Origin of the sequence: Pseudomonas sp. COR18, from assembly GCF_048568395.1 — a bacterium.
GTDB classification, from domain to species: domain Bacteria; phylum Pseudomonadota; class Gammaproteobacteria; order Pseudomonadales; family Pseudomonadaceae; genus Aquipseudomonas; species Aquipseudomonas fuscovaginae_B.
Genome location: NZ_CP183808.1, coordinates 1,794,917 through 1,810,000 on the forward strand (window position 1 = coordinate 1,794,917; position 15,084 = coordinate 1,810,000).

6 protein-coding genes, 2 rRNA genes and 1 pseudogene (1 of these 9 running past the window's edge) are annotated in these 15,084 nt (G+C 65.3%); 4 read left to right on the forward strand and 5 right to left on the reverse strand.

The window, feature by feature from the left end; all coding sequences use genetic code 11:
• Positions 1 to 45 precede the first annotated feature (45 nt).
• The 4 genes from ACM62G_RS08360 to ACM62G_RS08375 all read left to right on the forward strand — a co-directional run bounded on the left by ACM62G_RS08360 (position 46) and on the right by ACM62G_RS08375 (position 4,482).
• Positions 46 to 897, forward strand: a complete 852-nt coding sequence (locus ACM62G_RS08360) for a sugar phosphate isomerase/epimerase family protein (protein ID WP_273826367.1) — start codon at positions 46 to 48, stop codon at positions 895 to 897.
• Positions 898 to 909: 12 nt separating this feature from the next.
• Complete coding sequence (locus tag ACM62G_RS08365; protein ID WP_419736987.1) at positions 910 to 1,968, forward strand: isopenicillin N synthase family dioxygenase; 1,059 nt, start codon at positions 910 to 912, stop codon at positions 1,966 to 1,968.
• A 37-nt stretch (positions 1,969 to 2,005) separates the two neighbouring features.
• Positions 2,006 to 2,797 (forward strand): ABC transporter substrate-binding protein, encoded by a 792-nt coding sequence (locus ACM62G_RS08370; RefSeq protein WP_419736988.1) that lies wholly within the window; start codon positions 2,006 to 2,008, stop codon positions 2,795 to 2,797.
• Positions 2,798 to 2,937: 140 nt separating this feature from the next.
• Positions 2,938 to 4,482: an amino acid ABC transporter permease/ATP-binding protein gene (locus ACM62G_RS08375; protein WP_419736989.1), complete on the forward strand. Its 1,545-nt coding sequence runs from the start codon at positions 2,938 to 2,940 to the stop codon at positions 4,480 to 4,482.
• Between the two features lie 39 nt (positions 4,483 to 4,521).
• Here the strand turns inward: ACM62G_RS08375 and recD are convergent, their stop codons facing one another.
• From recD to ACM62G_RS08400, 5 genes and pseudogenes are all read right to left on the reverse strand, one after another.
• Positions 4,522 to 6,609, reverse strand: a complete 2,088-nt coding sequence (gene recD, locus ACM62G_RS08380; RefSeq protein ID WP_419736990.1) for an exodeoxyribonuclease V subunit alpha — start codon at positions 6,607 to 6,609, stop codon at positions 4,522 to 4,524.
• Positions 6,606 to 10,292: an exodeoxyribonuclease V subunit beta gene (gene recB, locus ACM62G_RS08385; RefSeq protein ID WP_419736991.1), complete on the reverse strand. Its 3,687-nt coding sequence runs from the start codon at positions 10,290 to 10,292 to the stop codon at positions 6,606 to 6,608. Before recB ends, recD begins: the two co-directional genes overlap by 4 nt.
• A pseudogene (gene recC / locus ACM62G_RS08390) lies at positions 10,289 to 13,749 on the reverse strand (exodeoxyribonuclease V subunit gamma). The gene recB and the pseudogene recC overlap by 4 nt, the downstream one beginning before the upstream one ends.
• Positions 13,750 to 13,952: 203 nt before the next feature.
• Positions 13,953 to 14,068, reverse strand: a 5S ribosomal RNA gene (rrf, locus tag ACM62G_RS08395).
• A 149-nt stretch (positions 14,069 to 14,217) separates the two neighbouring features.
• Positions 14,218 to 15,084: ribosomal RNA gene (locus ACM62G_RS08400) — 23S ribosomal RNA — on the reverse strand (it continues 2,024 nt past the right edge of the window).

The window sequence follows — 15,084 nt, forward strand, 5'->3', positions numbered from 1 at the left end:
CCGTGGCGGGTCCCGAGCAGCTTGAGGTTTGGTCGAGGTTCACTGATGAAACTGGAGATTTTCCGCACCCTGTGGGGCTACACCGCCAGCAAGGCCCAGGCACTCGACGAGTTGCTGGAGGCCGGCTTCGACGGCATGGAAGCCCGCCTGCCACTGGCGGCCGCAGAACGTGCCGAGTTCGCCGCCTTCCTGCGTGCCAACCGCACGCCTTACATCAGCACCGTCTTCACCGCCTACGATGTGCTCCCCGAGCAGTCGGCAGCCCCCGTCGAGCATCTGCGCGACCTCGAACAGAAACTCGCCTGGGCCGCCGAACTGGAGCCACGTTTCGTCAACGTACTGGCCGGCAACGACCGTTGGCCCCTGGCGCAGCAGGTGGAGTTCTTCGGCCAGGCCATGGACCTGGCCCGCCGGCAGGGCCAGGCCTGCAGTTTCGAAACCCATCGTGCACGCTCGCTGTTCAACCCCTGGGTGACCCTTGAGCTGATCCGGCAACTGCCCGACCTGCGCTTCACCAGCGACATCAGCCACTGGGTGGTCACCTGCGAGCGCCTGCTCGACGACCCGGCCGACGACCTGCGGCCATTCGTCGAGCGCGTCCACCATATCCAGGCCCGGGTCGGCTATGACCAGGGCCCGCAGGTGCCTCATCCCGGCGCCCCGGAGTACGCCCGCGAGCTGGCCTTCCACCAGGCCCACTGGGAAAGCGTCTGGCGCGCCCAGCAGGCCCGCGGTTACACGGTCAGCACACTGACCCCGGAGTTCGGTGCCGACGGCTACCTGCATCACCTGCCCTTCACCAACGTTCCGGTCGCCGACCTGTGGTCGCTCAACGTGTGGATGGCCCGCACCGAGCGCGAGCACTTCGACCGTTTCCGTCATTCAACCCAACCGTGAGGCGTTCGCGTCATGCCTGAGAACAGTCACAAGCATCCGGCCCAGGCCAATTTCAAGAGCATTCCGGTGGTGGATATCGCCGGGTTGTTCAGCGTCGAACTGGAACATCGGCTGGCGGTCGCCGATCAATTGGGCACCGCCGCCAGCGAGGTCGGTTTCCTCTACATCACCGGGCACGGCATCGACCCGCAACTGATCGCCAACCTGCGCCAGGCGGCCAGGGACTATTTCGCCCAACCGTTCGCAACCAAGATGCAGCACTACATCGGCACCTCGAAGACCCACAAGGGCTTCGTGCCCGAGGGCGAAGAGGTGTATGCCAAGGGCAAGCCGGACCACAAGGAAGCCTTCGACATCGGCTTCGAGGTGCCGGCGGACGACCCGCTGGTGCTGGCCGGCACCCCGCTGCTGGGGCCGAACGAATGGCCGACGCTACCGGGTTTCAAGGAGGCCGCGCAGGCCTACTACGCCGCGGTTTTCGCCCTGGGACGCAAGCTGTTCGGCGGTTTCGCCCTGGCCCTGGGATTGGAGGAAAACACCTTCGATGCGCTGGTCACCCGGCCGCCGTCGAAGCTGCGGCTGATCCACTACCCGTTCGATGACGCCGCCCAGGACGCCCCGGGCATCGGCGCCCACACCGACTACGAGTGCTTCACCATCCTGCTGGCCGACAAGCCCGGCCTGGAGGTGCTGAACGACCAGGGCCAGTGGATCGACGCGCCACCGATCCCCGGCACCTTCGTGGTGAACATCGGCGACATGCTCGAAGTGATGACCGCCGGTGCCTTCGTCGCCACCGCCCACCGGGTACGTACCGTCAGCGAGGAGCGTTACGCCTTCCCGCTGTTCTACGCCTGCGACTACCACACCCTGATCCGGCCGCTGCCGAGCTTCGCCAAGGCAGGCCAGGAATACGAACAGATCGCCATCGGCGAGCACATGTACGGCCAGGCGCTGCAGACCTACCAGTACCTGCGCCGGCGCGTGGAGAACGGCGAGATCGACCTGCCGGAAAAAGCCCGCAAACCCTCGAGTTTCGGTCACCTGAAAAACCAGGCGCAGCCTTCCTGAACCTGCCGCTCACCTACCCAACCCGGAGTTATCGTCCATGCTCAAGCACCTCCCTGGCCTGACCCTGCTCGCCACCACCCTGCTCTGCACCGCCAGCGCCTTCGCCGCCGCGACGGCCACGCCCGGCCAACTGAAAATCGGCATGGAAATCACCTATCCGCCCTTCGAGTCCTACGACGCGGACAAGAACGTGGTCGGCTCCGATCCGGAACTGTCCCACGCGCTGGCCAAGCACATGGAGAGCAAGGCGGAGTTCATCGACACCAAGTTTCCGAGCCTGATCATGGGCCTGAACGCCGGCAAGTTCGACGCGATCATTTCCGGCATGTACATCACCCCCGAGCGCCAGACCCAGGCCATGACCATCGCCTACGCCAGGACCGGCGCGGCGATCATGGTGCCCAGGGACAGCGGGCTGAAGCCGGCGACGCCGGAGGACCTGTGCGGACTGAAGGTCGGCCTGGAACAGGGCACCACCTGGGTCGCGCAGTTCCGCAAGCTGTCCAGCGAATACTGCGTGCCCAAGGGCAAGGGGGAGATCACCGTGAGCGAATACCCCTCGGCGCCGGAGGTCACCCAGGCGCTGCTGTCGAACAATATCCAGGCGCAGGTGGAAATCGCCGGTGCGGCGAAGATGATTGCCGAGCGGACCAAGGGCCGGGTGGTGGTGACCACCGAACATCCGATTTACCAGCAGACCCTGGGGATCTTCGTGAAGAAGGGCAATGACGCCACTTACCAGGCACTGCTCAAGGCGTTCGAGGAGACGAAGAAGAGCGGTGAGTACACGGCGATCCTGAACAAGTACGCGCTGGAAGCGGCGGAATAAGCACACGCCCCGTGGAAGACGCACCTCCTGTGGGAACCGCTCGGCCGGCTCCCACAAGGAGGGTGTTCACCCCGATCGGTTTCTCCAGGGGCAATGTTTTTCCCCAAAAAGGCGCCAGGCCCTGAATCACCGAGGTTCCCATGCAATTCGATTGGCCCTATTTTCTTTCGCTGTTCTCGATGCCCGCCTTCTGGCAGGCCTGTGTCACGGTGGTCGAGCTCAGCGCGCTGGCCTGGTTCATCGGCATGGTGCTGGGCTTCGTCCTGGCCTCGGCCAAGCTGTCGGCCTCGGCCTGGCTGCGCGTACCGGCCGCGGTGTACATCTGGTTCTTCCGCAGCATTCCGCTGCTGGTGCTGGTGGTGTTCGTCTACAACCTGCCGCAACTGTTACCGGCCACCGGCCGGGTGCTGTCCAACCCGTTCTACTCCGGGCTGTTCGCTCTGGTGGTCACCGAGGCGGCGTACATGGCCGAGATCCATCGCGGCGGGCTGATCTCGGTCGCCAAGGGCCAGAAGGAGGCCGGCCGCGCCCTCGGCATCGGCCTGCTCGGGCTGCAACGGCTGATCGTGATTCCCCAGGCGTTCCGCATTTCGCTGCCGACGCTGATCAACGAATACATCACCGTGGTGAAACTGACGTCGCTGGTCTCGGTGATCTCCCTCACCGAAATCCTCACGGTCGGCCAGCGTCTCTACGCGCAGAACTTCCTGGTGATGGAAACCCTCGGCGCGGTGGCGGTGTACTACGTGCTGATCGTCAGCCTGTTCGGCTGGCTGCTGCAACGCCTGGAGCGCTACCTGGACCTGAACCAGCGCAAGCCGCAAACCCTCGCCGACAGCGCCACCGCCAGCCTCAGGTCGCGCCTGCTGCCGTCACCGGCGAGCGTCCGCCCGCTGCCGATGGCCGGAGCCGCCCCGGCCCTGCAGTTGCGCAATATCCACAAGCGCTACGGCAATCACGAAGTGCTCAAGGGCATCGACCTGAACGTCGGCAGCGGCCAGGTGATCTCGATCATCGGCCCGTCCGGCTCCGGCAAGACCTCGCTGATCCGCACCATCAACGGCCTGGAAAGCATCGACCAGGGCGAAATCGTGCTGTTCGGCGAAAGCTTCATCAGCGCCAGCGACCGCGCCAACAGCCCGCAGGTCCGCCGGGGCGTGCGCAGCATCGGCATGGTGTTCCAGAACTTCAACCTGTTCCCGCACCGCAGCATTCTCGACAACGTCACCCTGGCGCCGCGTTATCACGGGGTCAGCCGTGAACCGAGCGAGCAGCGGGCGCTGGCGCTGCTGGACAAGGTCGGCCTGCTGGCCCATGCCCACAAGTACCCGCATCAGTTGTCCGGCGGCCAGCAGCAGCGGGTGGCGATCGCCCGGGCGCTGGCGATGGAGCCGCAGATCATGCTGTTCGACGAACCCACCTCGGCCTTGGACCCGGAGCTGGTGGGAGACGTGCTCAAGGTGATCCGCGAGCTGGCCGACGAAGGCATGACGATGCTGATCGTCACTCATGAGATGGATTTCGCCATGTCGATCTCCGACCGGGTGATCTTCATGGAGAGCGGCGTGGTGCAGCTCGATGCCAGCCCGCGGGAGATTCGCGAGGGTGATCAGGGGGAACGGGTGCGACGGTTCATGGGGATCGAGCGCCAGGAAGTGGCGGCGCTGGACAGGGTTGGGCGTTGAGGTGAGGGGGCGCCCTTCGCGGGCAAGCCCTGAATCCCGCTACCCCAGCTCCAGCATCAGCCCGCTCAGGCGCTTGACCTTGCGCCGCACCGCCTCCTCGAACACCCCGCCACGCGGTTCGAGCAGGCTGAACCAGTCCTTGGCCCGGGTGATCCCGGTGTAGATCAGTTCCTTGGTCAGCACCGGGTTCAGCGCCTCGGGCAGGATCAGCGCGGTGTGGGTGAACTCCGAGCCCTGGGACTTGTGCACGGTCATGGCGTAGACGGTTTCCACATCGTTCAAGCGGCTCGGCAGGACGAACCGCACGCCGCCCTGGCCGTCGTTACGGGGAAACGCCACCCGTAGCACCTGCTTGCCCACTTGCGGCCCATCGCGCTCGGGCAGGCGCAGGGCGATGCCGATATCGCCGTTCATCAGGCCCAGCCCGTAGTCGTTGCGCGTCATCAGCACCGGCCGGCCCTCGTACCAGTGCTGGTCGCTGTCGATCAGCCGCCTCGCATAAAGCGCTTCGGTGATGCGCTGGTTCAAGCCTTCGACGCCCCAGAGCCCCTTGCGCACGGCGCAGAGCAGCTGGAACTCGTCGAAGGCGCGCAGCACCGCACGCGCCCAGTCTTCCCAGCACGGGTCATCGAGGTCACGCTCAACGGACGGACGATGACCGCGCATCACGTCGAGGTAATGCCGATAGCCCTTGCGCTGGCTGCCCTCGCCATCGAGCACCAGCTTGTCGAACTTGCGGTCCTGCTCGCCCTTGAGGGCCAGGGCGAACAGGTCGTCATGCGCGCCCGCCTGCAACAGGGCACGGGCCTCGTCGGCCGCCTGCTGGTTGACCAGCCGCGCCAGTTGGCCGATGCCGCTGCCTTCGCCAAAGCGTCGCGAGTGGCGCAGCATCACCACCTGCTGGGCCAGCGAATGGCTACCCTCGGCGGCCTCGCACAGGCCACTGGTGCCGATATCCTCGCCACTGACCGCCTGCAGCCAGGCGCGCGTGCTAGCGCTGTACCAGCCCTCCTCGGCATCGCGACACAGGTCACCGAGCACCGCGCCGGCTTCCACCGAAGCCAACTGGTCCTTGTCCCCCAGCAGCACCAGCCGCGCATGCACCGGCAGCGCGTCGAGCAGGTTGGCCATCATTTCCAGGTCGATCATCGATGCCTCGTCCACCACCAGGACATCCAGCGGCAGGCGGTTGCCGGCGTGATGGCGGAAGTGTCGGGTGCCCGGGCGACTGCCGAGCAGGCGGTGCACGGTAGTCACTTCACTGGGGATCCGGGCACGCACCGCTTCATCGATGGTCAGCGAACGCACCTGGGCACTGATGGATTCGGTCAGCCGCGCGGCGGCCTTGCCGGTCGGTGCGGCGAGGCGGATGCGCAGCGGCTTGCCCGCCTCCACCGCCGGCGCCTGGAGCAAGGCCAGCAGACGCACCACGGTGGTGGTCTTGCCGGTGCCGGGACCGCCGGTGACGATGCTGAAAGCACCTCGCGTGGCCAGGGCACAGGCCAGTTTCTGCCAGTCGATGCGCCCGCTGCTGCCGGCGGCGCCAAACAGTTCGGTGAGGCGCCAGGCCAGATCGTCCGGGGTGGCTTCCTGTTCAGCCAGCCGCAGGCGCAAGGCGCTGTCGATCCGCCGCTCATAGGTCCAATAACGACGCAGGTACAACCGCCGACCACTGAGCACCAGCGGCCGCTGCCCGGCCTCCAGGCTCTCATCGTCGGCCAATGCCACCAGCGGGCTGGCCTGCAATGCCCGGCACCAGGCCTCGCCATCCAGCGCCACCAGCAGTTGCGAGGGCAATAGCAGCGCCGCGCTCTGCACGTCGCCTTCCGGCGGCAGCGACAGGGCGAAGTCCGGCTCGCTCAGGGTTTCCAACAGGTCGAGACAGACATGCCCATGACCCAATTGATGACTGGTCAGGGCGGCCGCCAGCAGCACCAGCGGATCGCCCTGCGGGTCGAGCTCATGCAGGAAGGCCACGAACGCCTTGTCCAGCGCCCGTACCCAGCCGCGCTCGAACCAGCGTTCGAGCAACAGCAGCAGGTCCTCGGCGCGGGTCAGCGGTGCCAGTTCGGCGAGGCTGTCATCATTCAGCGCAGTGGGCAGCAGGTCGGCGAAGGAACGTTTCATAAAAGACTCCCCTGCTCCCAGGCGGGTTCGGATTTCGGTACCGGCTTGCCCTGGAACAGCAGGTCCAGTTGTTCGATCAACACGCGTGGCGGCCGGGCGAAATAGGCGCCCTGGCTCGGCGCGCGGGTGCCGCGCAGGAACAGGTACAGGGCCCCGCCCATGTGCCGGTCGTAGTCGTAGTCCGGTACCCGTGCCTTGAGCTGGCGATGCAGGGCCAGCAGGTAGAGCACGTACTGCAGGTCGTAGCGGTTCTCGAGGATCGAGGCGGCCATGGCCTGCTCGGTATAGGCCGCATCGTCGGCACCCAGCCAGTTGGACTTGTAGTCGGCCACGTAGTAGCGGCCCTGATGCTCGAAGGTCAGGTCGATGAAGCCCTTGAACATGCCGTTGAGCAGTACCGGTTCGGCCGCCGCCCGGGCGACGCCGCCGTGGGTGTGGCGACGAACCAGTGCGTCGACCTGCTGCACGTCGACCTTGTGGCTGGCGAACCAGAATTCCATTTCCACCTGGTAGCTGGCGAGGCTGTTGAGCGCCACCGGCGGCTGGTCGTCGCCAAGGCGGAAAGGCACCTGCAGCAGGTGCGCGAGCCAGTCGCTCAGGGTCTCGATCCAGCCCTTCCAGCCACGCAGGTTGCAGCGCGGCGCGACGGCCTTTTCGATCAGCGCGCGGTCGGCCGTGAAACGTTCGTCACCGGCCCACTCCAGCAGGCCATGGAGAAAGGTGCCGGGGTTCGGCCCCCGGGGAAAACGGTGGATATCGCCTCCGCTGGCCAGCACTTCGCGCGGCGCGTCCGGGTCCAGCCGCTCGTCGTCGAAGAGTTTCTGCGCCTGGGGGTTTTCCGGCGCTTCATCACTGCCGGCGCCCAACTGCTCACTGATGCGCAGGGCACTGTAGGAAGCGATCCACCAATGCTCGGCGGCCTTGCGCCTGGGCAGCAGCGGTTCGAGCAGGGTCGCCTGGTTGCGCGGCGGTTGGTAAGACAGGTCGTTGGGCGCGGGCAGTTCCTGGCAGGCCAGCGCCGGGCAGCCCTGTTGCAGATCGCGCAACCAGCCCGCCAGGCCAGTGGATTCGGCCAGCACCGCACCGCCACCGAGCAGGTAGCCCAGGGCCGACAGGTGCAGCACCGAACTGTTGTGGTTGCCACGCTTGAGGTCGGCCACGCCCAGCCAGCAGGCGTGCCGGGCGCGGGTCAGGGCCACGTAGAGCAGGCGCAGGTCCTCGGCCAGGCGCTCGTCGTCGGCCTGGGCGATCAGTTCGGCGGTAGGCTTGAGGCTGACCTGGGCCTTGCCGTCGCTGTCGTGGTAATGCAGCGGCAGCCGGCTGCCGTCCACCGGCTTGACCGAGCAGATGAAGGGCAGGAACACCAGGGGATATTCCAGGCCCTTGGATTTGTGGATGGTCACGACCTTGACCAGTTGCTCGTCGCTTTCCAGGCGCAGGATCTGTTCTTCACCGGCCTGCCCGGACAGCGCCAGGTGCTCGCCGAGGTGGCGGATCAGCGCCTGTTCGCCATCCAGCTCACCGGAGGCCTGTTGCAGCAGCTCGGACAGGTGCAGCAGGTTGGTCAGCACCCGCTCGCCGTCACTGCGGGCCATCAGCGCCTGGGGCAACTGGAAGTCATGCAGCAGGCGGCGCAGCATCGGCAGCACACCCTGGGTCCGCCACAACATGCGGTAGCCACGGAACTGCATGACCCGCGCCTCCCAGGCCAGTTCGTCCTGGTTCAGCCGCTCCAGTTCGGCCAGCGGCAGGTTCAGGGTGATACAGGCCAGGGCCGCGCGCAGCGTACGCTCGACATCCGGCTCGGCGCAGGCCTTGAGCCAGGTCAGCAGGTCGTGGGCTTCCTGGGCGGCGAACACCGAGTCCTTGTCCGACAGATACACGCTGCGCACCCCGCGCGCGGCCAGCTCGCCGCGTACCGCCTGCGCTTCCTGGCCGTCGCGGACCAGGATGGCGATATCCGAGGGCAGCACGCCCTGCAGATTGCCGTCGCGGCTGAAACCGACGCGGCCCTGCTGCCCGCCATTGAGCAGGCCGACGATCTCGCTGGCGCAACTGGCGGCCAGTTGCTGGCGGTAGACCGCGCCGGACAGCGGCTGCTCGGAGGACAACTGCCAGACGTTCAGGGCCGCCTGGGGCTGGCCATCGATCTGGAACGCCTCCTTGCGGCCCTGGGACTCTACCGACACGAAGGGTACCGGGTTGTCTTCGCCCTCACGGAACAGGAAGGCACCACGGCCCTGCTCCCGCTGCTCGGCCTGTTCGAATACATGATTGACCGAGCGGACCATCGCATGGCTGGAACGGAAGTTGGTGTCCAGGGTGTGCAGGCGGCCGAGGGTGGCCTGGCGCGCGCGCAGGTAGGTGTAGATATCGGCACCGCGGAAGGCGTAGATCGCCTGCTTCGGGTCGCCGATCAGGAACAGGCCGCCATCGGGGCTGTTGTCCTCGATGCGGTAGATGCTTTCGAAGATCCGGTACTGCACCGGGTCGGTGTCCTGGAATTCGTCGATCAAGGCCACCGGGAACTGCTCGCGGATCAGCCCGGCCAGGCGCTCGCCGCCCTCGGCACGCAGCGCGGCGTCGAGGCGCAGCAGCATGTCGTCGAAGCCCATTTCGGCGCGGCGGCGCTTCTCGTCCTCGAAGCGTGCGCCGACCCAGCGGGCGGCGTGTTCCAGCACCGCGGCGTCAGGGGTCGGCAAGGCATCGAGGCTGGCTTTCAGGGCGGCCATCGCCTCGAGCGCGGGATGCCGTGGGGCCTCGCCCTTCCAGGCTTCGGCCATGCCCTCGGGGGTCAACCGGGTGAAGCCGGTGCCGATATCCAGTTGTTCCAGGGCTTCGTCTTCGGCCCAGGCGGTGAGCTTTTCGAACCAAGGCTCGAAGTAGCGCGCCTGCATCTTGCGACCGTCGACCGCCTTGCTCGCCACGCCTTGCAGGCAGATCTCGCGCAACTCGGCGGCCCACTGCTTCCAGGGTGCCTTGATCTGCAACAGGGCTTCACGGCGTTCGAGCAGACAGGCCTCGATCAGTTCGGCAGGCTCCGGCTCCTCCTCACTGTCACGAGTCACATTGCCAAACAGGGCGCGAACCCTCGGCAGCAAGGCGTCGGGCCCGCCCCAGTTGGCGCGCACCCAGTGCAGCGCGTCGCCCTGCATCTTGTAGCAATAGAGCCGCCAGTAGTCGCGCAGCACTTCGCCGAGCAGTTCGCTGTGGTCGGTTTCCAGGGTCTGGGTGAACAGGCTGCCGCTGTCGAAGGCGTGCTCGCGCAGCATGCGCTGGCACCAGCCGTGGATGGTCGAGACCGCCGCCTCGTCCATCCATTGCGCGGCGATGTCGAGGCGATTGGCGCAGGCGGGCCATTGCTCGACAACGTATTCGGCACGCAGTTGCGCGATCAGGTCGTCCGGGGCCGCGATCTCGTCGCGGAAAAAACGCGCGGCTTCGGCCAGACGGGTGCGGATACGGTCACGCAGCTCCTTGGTCGCGGCATCGGTGAAGGTCACCACGAGGATCTGCGGCGGCAGCAGCTCGCGCCCGAACCCGGCCGCCTCGCCGCCATGGCCGAGAACCAGGCGCAGGTACAGCGCGGAGATGGTGAAGGTCTTGCCGGTACCGGCACTGGCTTCGATCAGTTGGCTGCCGCGCAGCGGGAAGGCCAGGGCCAACGGTGTCTTGTCGCTCATGGGCGCGCCTCCTCGTTCACCAGGGAGCGCCACGGTGCTTCGAGCAAGGGTCGATAGAGGCTGTCGCACCAACCCTCGAATTCCTCGCTGGTCACCAGCGCATCGTAGTCGGCGAACTGCCGGGCCAGGGCCGCACTTTCCCGCCGCTCGCCCTCGCTGTTGACGCCATCGCCCTCATAGGCCTTGCGGGCGGCGGCCTCGGCCTTGGCCGGATCCGGCTGGGATAACCAGGCGAACGCGGTCTTGATCGCCACCGGCAAGGGCCGGCGCATGCCCACCTGCCAGGCCAGCAGCAATTCGCCGAGCAGAGTGTGGGCCCGCTCCGGCTCGAAGGGAGGCAGCAACAGGGTATCGTCGCTGGCGACCAGCGCGGTGGATAGCGGCAGGCCGCAGGCACAGGCCACCAGATGCTCGACCCAGGGCCGGGTCAGGCGATGCCATTTGCGGGTCTTGAGCGAGCCGATGCCGTTGGGGATCGTCGTGACAGCCAGGTAGCCGCCATCGCTGCGTTGATGCAGGCCGGCCAGCCAGCCTTCCAGACGCACGCCACTGCTGCTATCGATGCTGACCGGCACGGCGCTAGGCACTGGTGTCGGCCAGAGCGTCAGCAGTTGCCGGTAGCGCTCCAGCAGGCCGGGCAGCGGCTCGATCAGTTCCTGTTGCAGCAATTCACCGAAGCCGGCCATGGGCAGCAGGCCGCTGCCCTGCAGGCGCCGGGCCTGGTCGTTCAACGCCTGCTGGGGATTGTCCACCTGCTGCAAGGCGGCATTGAGCAGGCTGTCGCTGAGGCTATAGCGTTGCAGCGCATCGAGGACGAAGGGTTCCTCATCGGCCAATGGCGCTTCGGCGGCCTCGAAGAAGACTTTCAGGCGCTGGCTGAAGAAATGCCGCACGGGGTTGCGCAGGAAATCTTGCAACTGGGCCAGGGTCAGCGGCTCGTCCTGGCTGTAGGGGGCGAGTTCACCGGCAGGCTCGCTGGGGTCCTGCTGCTGGTGCAACTGCTGCCATTCACGGGCGTAGCTGAACAGGCCGGCATCCCCTTCGTGGAAATAGCGGGCACTGAAGGGCTGCAGCGGGTGCTCCCGGGTCAGGGCTTCGAGCAGGCGTTCACCGTCGGCGTCGGGCAGTCGCCAGCCGCTGGCGACATGGTCGCGCAACTGGCCGATCAGTACCGAGGCCGGGCGCTCGCTGTTGTCGCGAATGCTGCGACCGACCCAACTGATGTACAACTGTTCACGGGCCGAGAGCACGGCTTCGAGCAGCAGGTAGCGGTCGTCTTCGCGGCGTGAGCGGTCGCCGGGGCGGTAGTCGCTGCCCATCAGGTCGAAGTCCAGCGGCGGTTGGGCGCGCGGGTAATCGCCGTCGTTCATGCCGAGCAGGCAGACCAGCTTGAACGGGATCGCCCGCATCGGCATGAGGGTGCAGAAGTTCACCGCACCGGCGAGGAAACGCTGGGACAGGCGGCCCTGGTCGAGACCGGCCAGCCAGGCCTCGCGCACCACGGTCAGCGGCAGCTCCTCCTGCAGGCCGACGGCCTCGCAGGTTTCCAGCCAGGTGGCGCGCAGTTGTTCGAGCTGGATCAACAGGTAGTCATCGTGCTCGGTACTGGCGAGAAAGAACAGTTGCAGCAGCGCTTGCAGGCGCTCGCCCCACTGCTGCGGGCGAGCCGGTTCGCAGAGTTCCTGGTGGGCGATTTCCAGGGCATCGAGCAGGGCGACCACCGGACCGATCAGCGCGGCATCGAGGCCGCCGATTTCGTCATAAGGCTCGATGCCTTCGCAGCCTTCACCACTGCCGACGGCGTAACCCAGCAGCATGCGGCGCAGGCCGAAACGCCAACTGTTCTGCTCCAGTTCATCCGGCAGGCCGAGATCGGCGCGTTGCTCGGCACTGAGGCCCCAACGGATGCCCGCGCCTTCGATCCAGCGATGCAAGGTCGGCAGGTCGCGTTCCTGGACATTGAAGCGGGCGCGCAGGGCCGGCACGTCGAGCAGGTCGAGAATTTCGCTGACCGGGAAACGGCTTTCGGGCAGCTTCAGCAGGTGTTCGACGGCGATCAGCAGCGGGTCGCGTCCACGCTGGCCCTGGTCCGCCAGAGTGAAGGGGATGAAGCGCGGATCGCTGCGTTCGAGCTGGCCGAAGACCGCACGGATATGCGGGGCGTAGCTGTCGATGTCCGGAACCATGACGATCACGTCACGGGGGCGTAGATCCGGGTTGGCGCTGAAGCGGGCGAGCAACTGGTCGTGGAGAATCTCCACTTCGCGCTGGGCGCTGTGGGCGACTTCGAAGCGGATCGACTGATCCTGCAGCAGGTCGACGGCAGGCCAGCGTTCACGGGTTTCGGCCAGCGGGCGCAGTTCGAGGATATCGTCCTGCAGTTGGTTGAGCAGGGTCTGCGGCGTGCTGTCGCTGAACAGGTCGATGCGACCATCGCGAAAAGCCGCCCGGTAGCTGTTCGGGTCGTCGTAGCTGTCGAGCAGGTTGATGTAGTCGCGGCCCTGCTTGCCCCAGGCGGCCAGCAGGGGTGGGCATGCTGGTGCAGGGCCTCGGGGTCGAGGCTCAGGGGCATGCCGGGCTTGCGTGATTGGCGCTTGTATTCGTTACGCAGCAGGTCCTTGTCGGCGACGATGTCGGTCCAGTGGTGACGGCAGGGGTTGTGTACGCAGAGCAGCACCTGGCTGAACCGCGCCAGGCCGGCCAGGGCTTCGAGGGCCTGGGCCGGCAGCGAGGAAATGCCGAAGACGATCACCCGTGGGGGCAGGCCTCGCGGGGCGGCTTCGAGGTTGTTGATACGCTCGATGAACCGCTGGTGCACACCGGCCCGGCTCTGGGCCATGCCTTCGGTGCCGACATCCAGCAACAGTGCGCGCCACAGCTCGGCCTGCCAGCAGTTGGCCGGGTTCAGCGGCTTGATCTCGCCGCGGACATTGCGCAACTGGTGGCGGCCGGCAGCCCAATCTTCCAGCCAGTCGGCACGGTAGACCTGGTATTGGTCGAACAGGTCGGCCAGGCGTTCGGCCAACTGGTAGCGTTTGCGCAGGTCGCTGTCGTGGGTCAGGAAACGCTGCAGGGGTTCGAAGTGCGGCTGGTCGATCAACTCCGGCAACAGACGCATCAGGCGCCAGGTCAGCGGTGCCTTGTCGAGCAGCGACTTGGCCGGAATCTCGTCGCGCCCCAATACCATGCGGTAGAGCTGCCACAGGAAGGTACCGGGTAGTTGCACATCGATGGCGGCGGCAATGCCGCAGCCCCCGGAGTCGTCCTCCTCGGCATCTTCGGCCAGGGCCAGCTTCAACCACTGGGCGATGCCGTTGCTCTGCACCAGGGCAATTTCGTTCTCCAGGGGGGCCAGGGGGTAACGCCGCATCACGTTGATCACCAGGCTGCGCAGTTCCTCAGGGCTGTTGCTCTGCACAACCATGAACGCAGGATTGAGTGACGTCGCGTCCGGCATGACGACTTCCTTGGAGAATTCAGAAACGAAGGCAGAACTTTAACATCTATGCCGGATGAGGATGGTGCTGCCCCCGTGCTGTGACGCGGAGCGTGGTGGCCTCTTCGCGGGCAAGCCCGGCTCCGGACGTTTCAACGCCGGTTTCAACACCGCAAAAGACAAAACCCCTACCTGCCTGCGCAGATAGGGGTTTCGGAATTTAATCTTGACGATGACCTACTCTCACATGGGGAAACCCCACACTACCATCGGCGATGCATCGTTTCACTTCTGAGTTCGGGATGGGATCAGGTGGTTCCAATGCTCTATGGTCGTCAAGAAATTCGGTAGCCAGCTCGTTGCCTGGGCAACGCTCCAGCGAATCGGGTACGTGACAGTCTTTGGTGCTTTGTGCGTGGCAAACTTTCGGTTCACTTCGTCTTCATACACCGCAATCTGCTCATTCGACGCAAATTGCTTGGGTGTTATATGGTCAAGCCTCACGGGCAATTAGTATGGGTTAGCTCAACGCCTCACAGCGCTTACACACCCCACCTATCAACGTCGTAGTCTTCGACGGCCCTTCAGGGAACTCAAGGTTCCAGTGAGATCTCATCTTGAGGCAAGTTTCCCGCTTAGATGCTTTCAGCGGTTATCTTTTCCGAACATAGCTACCCGGCAATGCCACTGGCGTGACAACCGGAACACCAGAGGTTCGTCCACTCCGGTCCTCTCGTACTAGGAGCAGCCCCTCTCAAATCTCAAACGTCCACGGCAGATAGGGACCGAACTGTCTCACGACGTTCTAAACCCAGCTCGCGTACCACTTTAAATGGCGAACAGCCATACCCTTGGGACCGGCTTCAGCCCCAGGATGTGATGAGCCGACATCGAGGTGCCAAACACCGCCGTCGATATGAACTCTTGGGCGGTATCAGCCTGTTATCCCCGGAGTACCTTTTATCCGTTGAGCGATGGCCCTTCCATACAGAACCACCGGATCACTAAGACCTACTTTCGTACCTGCTCGACGTGTCTGTCTCGCAGTCAAGCGCGCTTTTGCCTTTATACTCTGCGACCGATTTCCGACCGGTCTGAGCGCACCTTCGTACTCCTCCGTTACTCTTTAGGAGGAGACCGCCCCAGTCAAACTACCCACCATACACTGTCCTCGATCCGGATAACGGACCTGAGTTAGAACCTCAAAGTTGCCAGGGTGGTATTTCAAGAATGGCTCCACGCAAACTGGCGTTCACGCTTCAAAGCCTCCCACCTATCCTACACAAGCAAATTCAAAGTCCAGTGCAAAGCTATAGTAAAGGTTCACGGGGTCTTTCCGTCTAGCCGCGGATACAC